Origin of the sequence: Leisingera sp. S232, from assembly GCF_049800895.1 — a bacterium.
GTDB lineage: Bacteria > Pseudomonadota > Alphaproteobacteria > Rhodobacterales > Rhodobacteraceae > Leisingera.
Map to the genome: position 1 here is coordinate 1 of NZ_JBNAFX010000067.1, position 4,288 is coordinate 4,288.

Sequence of the window (4,288 nt, forward strand, 5' to 3'; positions counted from 1 at the left end):
CGAGATACTGCGCGCTTCGCAACGCTTCGGCAGGGCGCTGTGGAAACGATGGAGTGGTTATCACATCCGAAGTCGCGTGGAGGCCAAAATGCTATGCCTCAAGGCATTCGGCGAACGCATCATGGCGAGGGACCCAGACAGACAAACCGCCGAAATCCACATCCGCATCGCTCTCATGAACCGATTCTCGGCCCTCGGCACCGCCGAGATCGTGTGTGATGGATGAATCCGCCGCGGAAAGGGGAAGCTCGTCCTCAAAACGAGTTGCGCAACAACGCCAAGCTGACCGATGCGGTGGATACTCTGTTCGGTGGTGCCTGCAAGTCGCTGAATAATATCAATGATGTCTGTGATGATGTCGTCGAAATCGTCGAACCGATAAGGCCAATCCTGGAGGGGATTTCCGCAATAACGTGAGGCGCCTAACCATGGCACTGCAAGCTCAACTTGACCGGCTGGAGGTCGCTGAATCGAAGGTTCGCGAGGCGGTGATTCCTGTTACGACGGAGCTTGAGCAACGTGTCGAAGGATTTGCAGGCGCAATCCAAGCCCTGAAGGCCGCTTGCAACAGGTTTGTAGTTGATGCTGTGTTGTCGGTCGAAGCGTTGGACGATGTGGGCACGACCGCCCCTTTTGCGTTTGGGGACGGGACCAGCGCTCAGGTAAAAGAATTGGAAGGCGCAATCGTTGACTTAGACAGCGCGGTCGAAGCTACCCACGAAAAGCTGGAGGCTGCCTTGGAGATGTGTGACGATTTCTCCAACGGGCTTGCCACGGCGAAGGCCTCTGCCGAGGAAGTGCTGACCGCTTCCGTTGAGGCGATGGAGGGCGCGTTTGAAGAATTGGCGACGGAAGTTATCGACAACATGAGCGCGCTTGACGAGCGGTGCAACGAAGCGATCAAAACACTTGCCGAAGACATCCGGGAGGTTGTCGAGGGAAAGATTGAAGATGAGCTCTCGTGCCTCGTCTCAAACACGCGCGAGCGGTTGGAAACTGTGCTGTCGGACGATGGTGAAGACCTGGAAGCCATCACGGATGCGCTAGGCGAGCACCTAGAAACTTCGGTTCGGCAACTGGCCGAAAATATCGATGAAACTGCTGAGGAGAAGCTCGAGGCGCTTAAGGCCGAAGTGTTGGAGATGCTGGAAGAGCGGATCATGGCCGAGATGACGGATAGTGTTCTGGGAGCGCAGATCAACGCCCAAATTGCCGCCCTGCTCCAACCCTATCTGCCGCAACTGATGGTGGCGAATGCAATGGCGCCGGCCATTCAAAACGCCCTGAACGTCATGCGCATGGGTATTTAAGGAACTGGCCGTGAATCTGAGCATCGAAGAGCTGACCGAAGATCAGGCGCGCGAGTTGGAGGCCCTTGCTAGTCAGGTGGCCGACGCGATGGAAGGCCTGCAAGAGTCCATAGCGACCTTGAAAGGGCAATTGGATGAGCTTCCGGATGCCCAGAAAATTGAAGGTTGGACCACTGACATCAACACGGCCTTGGATGAGGGCGAAAACCTGTTTGAGGCAGCGGCTACGCAGATCAACGAGGGGTTCAACCAATTGCAAAGCGCATGGCAGGACGAATTCGCTGTGCATGGAGCGAAGGTCGCAGATGAGTTGATCGGGGCGAAGGCCAACGTGGAGGCGGTAACTAATGCGGTGGAGAAACTCGGAGAGCATTCCGACGGGTTCAAAAGCGCCGTCGACGATGCCGAACAAACTCGCCAGAAGGAGTTTACCCAACTGGAAACGACGGTTGAGGCGGCAAGCAATGTCGCGGTTGAGTTCCTTGAAGGGGCTGCATTGTCTGCCGTGGGAGCCATTGAAATCGTGGACGAGGTCTTGGAAGAGATCAAGGATGACATCACCGAGCATTTGTCCGAACTGGAGGAATTTCTGCAAAGCGAAGCTGCTGACCCCCTCGGGGAATTGGCCGACCAATTGGACGAGCGCTTGACCGAATTGCGGGAAAGGCTGCGGGAAGTCGTTCTGGCGAATGCAACCGAGCTTATCGACAACGACATTGTGAAGGTTTTGCACGAACAGGTCGATGCTTTGGCGGATGAGATATTTGAAGTCCTGCGAGGCCACATCGCCGAGATTGTTCAGGGCGGCGAAGACAACAAGGCTCAGCGGGAACAAATGGAAGCAGCGCGCGATGCTCTGGAAGCCGTGATCGACCTTGTAATGGCGGCCCTGGATTACCTGAGGGGGCTGGCGGGGAGCGTGGGGATAAGCATCTGATATGTCCTATGAAGAAGCGAAATCGCACCTAGAGGCCACGCTCACGGCCATTCGCTACGAACGGGGAAAAATCGAAGACGCCACCGGGCAGTTCCAGGCGGCCCGGGACCGGTTTGCGAACAATGTGGACGCGTTGAGCACCCTTTCTGGCAACGCGCAGGAAAGGATCCGCACCATTGTCGATGATCTGCAGGTGCTGTCCGGGGAAATCACAAATGCGGACAATCTGAGCGACGCGATTAGCGCGCAGATCACCGGGTGGGTCGATGATTTCGCTGCACAGGTTGGGAAACTACAGGTGAGCTTAGTGCCGGACCTAACCGTGGACGAGAAAGAGACCCTGTCTGAAGTCAGTGACTTTGTCGGAAAAGTGGAAAGCTATCGCGAACGGTTGGAGGAGCGCGTGACCGAGGGGCTGCGTGCAACCCTGGATGAGATAATGGAGAACCTGGTTACGGCGGCCGACACACTAGATGAAAGCTACCAGGCGTTTGTCCAAGGGGTCGAGCAAAACCTGCAGACCGCAAGCGAGCGATTGACCACGCTTGTTTCAAGCAAGAGCGAGGCGGCCAGGAAAGACGAGGAGACCCTGTCCAACCATGCGGAAGAGGCACAGGAGGCCATGCATGCGGCGCTGCAAAAGGTCATCGAAGAGACAACGGCGCGGTTTTCCGGAATGCACGAACAAACAATGGGCCTGATCGAGGACCTCAACACGACGGTTTCGAATTTCAATCAGGTACTCACACTCGCTCAGCAGGCGATGGATGTGTCGGGTGTTGGCATGCGCGGCGCAACCACATCGCTGGAAGTTGTGACCGAGACATTGAGTTCAGTAGTTTAGGAGAGCTTGGTGCATTATTACTGACTGCGGACATCGGTCGAGAGAGCGAAAGCTCGACTTTCCTAGGATCATACATGACGGTTTGAATTCAAACGCAGTATTGACCTGCAATGGAAGAAGGAGAAACGAAATGCTTGCCTGCGATAAAAATCGCGAAGTCCGGTTTCCAAAGACAATGAGAATTTCGTTAGGGATACTTTTTTTGGCAGTAGTAGCACCAACGGCTTTGTTGGCCGGTGAATTTTCCGACCAGCAGGACAGACGTGCTGCAGCGTGGATTTTAGAGGCACTGGGGAGAGATTATTCCGGAATCGAAACTGATCTGGCGAAACTTAAATTGCAAGTAGCGAAACCCGCGGACCTCAAAACGGTCACCGTCGCTTTCAGTCGTCTCCAGACTTGCAGAACCGATACACGATACTACGACAATCCCTTGCCTCTAGTTGCGGCGGAACATCATGCTTATATTCGGTATCTAGCTAGCGAGAGTGGTGATACAAAGCTCTCGGCTGCACCTCAGGCATACTACGACGCCAAGATTGAATTGCAGAACCAAGGTAAATTGGACTGGCTTAGAACAACAGACCAAGCCGTCTCAGCGCCTTCAAAAAGCGTTGTTGAATGGGCCGTATTCGGTGTGCAGTACGGATTGATTGAGTATCGTGAGCGGACTGGGAACAACCCTGTACCAGGCACTGTGGCGGATGGGTTGATCAAACAACTCTCCCTTGGCATGACATCAAAGTTCTTTTCATGGGCTACACGGGCATTTTTTGACTATTCCAAATACAGTCGTGCAAACGGTGTGAAATGTGCAATCGTCGATCCGAGCGAGCGACATGATTCACTTAAGTAGAATAACTGCCGTTTACTCAAAGTGGCGTTGTTGCACAAAGGCCGTAGAGGATTCACTTTGCGAATCCCGTAGGTTAGATCGGCGGCATGCCGAAGCCTGCCTCTTCCCGCTATCGAACAACGAACTGGTCCAACTATAACGCATCACTTCGAAAGCGCGGCTCTCTGCTGGTCTGGTTTGACCGCGACATGACCTGGTTCGCCGAGCGATGCGGCAAACGCGGACGACCGGAGACCTTCTCCGATGCGGCCATCCAGTTCTGCCTTAGTGTGAAGGTATTGTTCGGCCTGCCATTGCGGCAAACGTCCGGTATGGTTGCGAGCCTGCTGAAGATGGCGGGA

General features: G+C 54.7%; 6 protein-coding genes and 1 pseudogene. All 7 read left to right on the top strand.

Annotated elements, in window-relative coordinates:
* A pseudogene (locus tag ACP151_RS20970) lies at positions 1 to 226 on the top strand (IS5/IS1182 family transposase); the annotation flags it as partial.
* Complete coding sequence (locus ACP151_RS20975) at positions 223 to 417, top strand: hypothetical protein (protein ID WP_424980752.1); 195 nt, start codon at positions 223 to 225, stop codon at positions 415 to 417. The pseudogene ACP151_RS20970 and the gene ACP151_RS20975, both read left to right, overlap by 4 nt.
* An 11-nt stretch (positions 418 to 428) precedes the next feature.
* Positions 429 to 1,310 (top strand): hypothetical protein, encoded by an 882-nt coding sequence (locus ACP151_RS20980; RefSeq protein ID WP_424980753.1) that lies wholly within the window; start codon positions 429 to 431, stop codon positions 1,308 to 1,310.
* Positions 1,311 to 1,320: 10 nt separating this feature from the next.
* Positions 1,321 to 2,247 (top strand): hypothetical protein, encoded by a 927-nt coding sequence (locus ACP151_RS20985; RefSeq protein ID WP_424980755.1) that lies wholly within the window; start codon positions 1,321 to 1,323, stop codon positions 2,245 to 2,247.
* Between the two features lies 1 nt (position 2,248).
* Positions 2,249 to 3,091 (top strand): hypothetical protein, encoded by an 843-nt coding sequence (locus ACP151_RS20990; RefSeq protein ID WP_424980756.1) that lies wholly within the window; start codon positions 2,249 to 2,251, stop codon positions 3,089 to 3,091.
* 130 nt (positions 3,092 to 3,221) lie between these two features.
* The gene (locus ACP151_RS20995) at positions 3,222 to 3,947 is read left to right on the top strand and encodes a hypothetical protein (RefSeq protein WP_424980757.1); all 726 of its coding nucleotides are present in this window, start codon (positions 3,222 to 3,224) and stop codon (positions 3,945 to 3,947) included.
* An 86-nt stretch (positions 3,948 to 4,033) separates the two neighbouring features.
* Positions 4,034 to 4,288 (top strand): transposase (locus ACP151_RS21000; protein WP_424978662.1); only part of this gene is annotated, 255 nt, incomplete at its 3' end.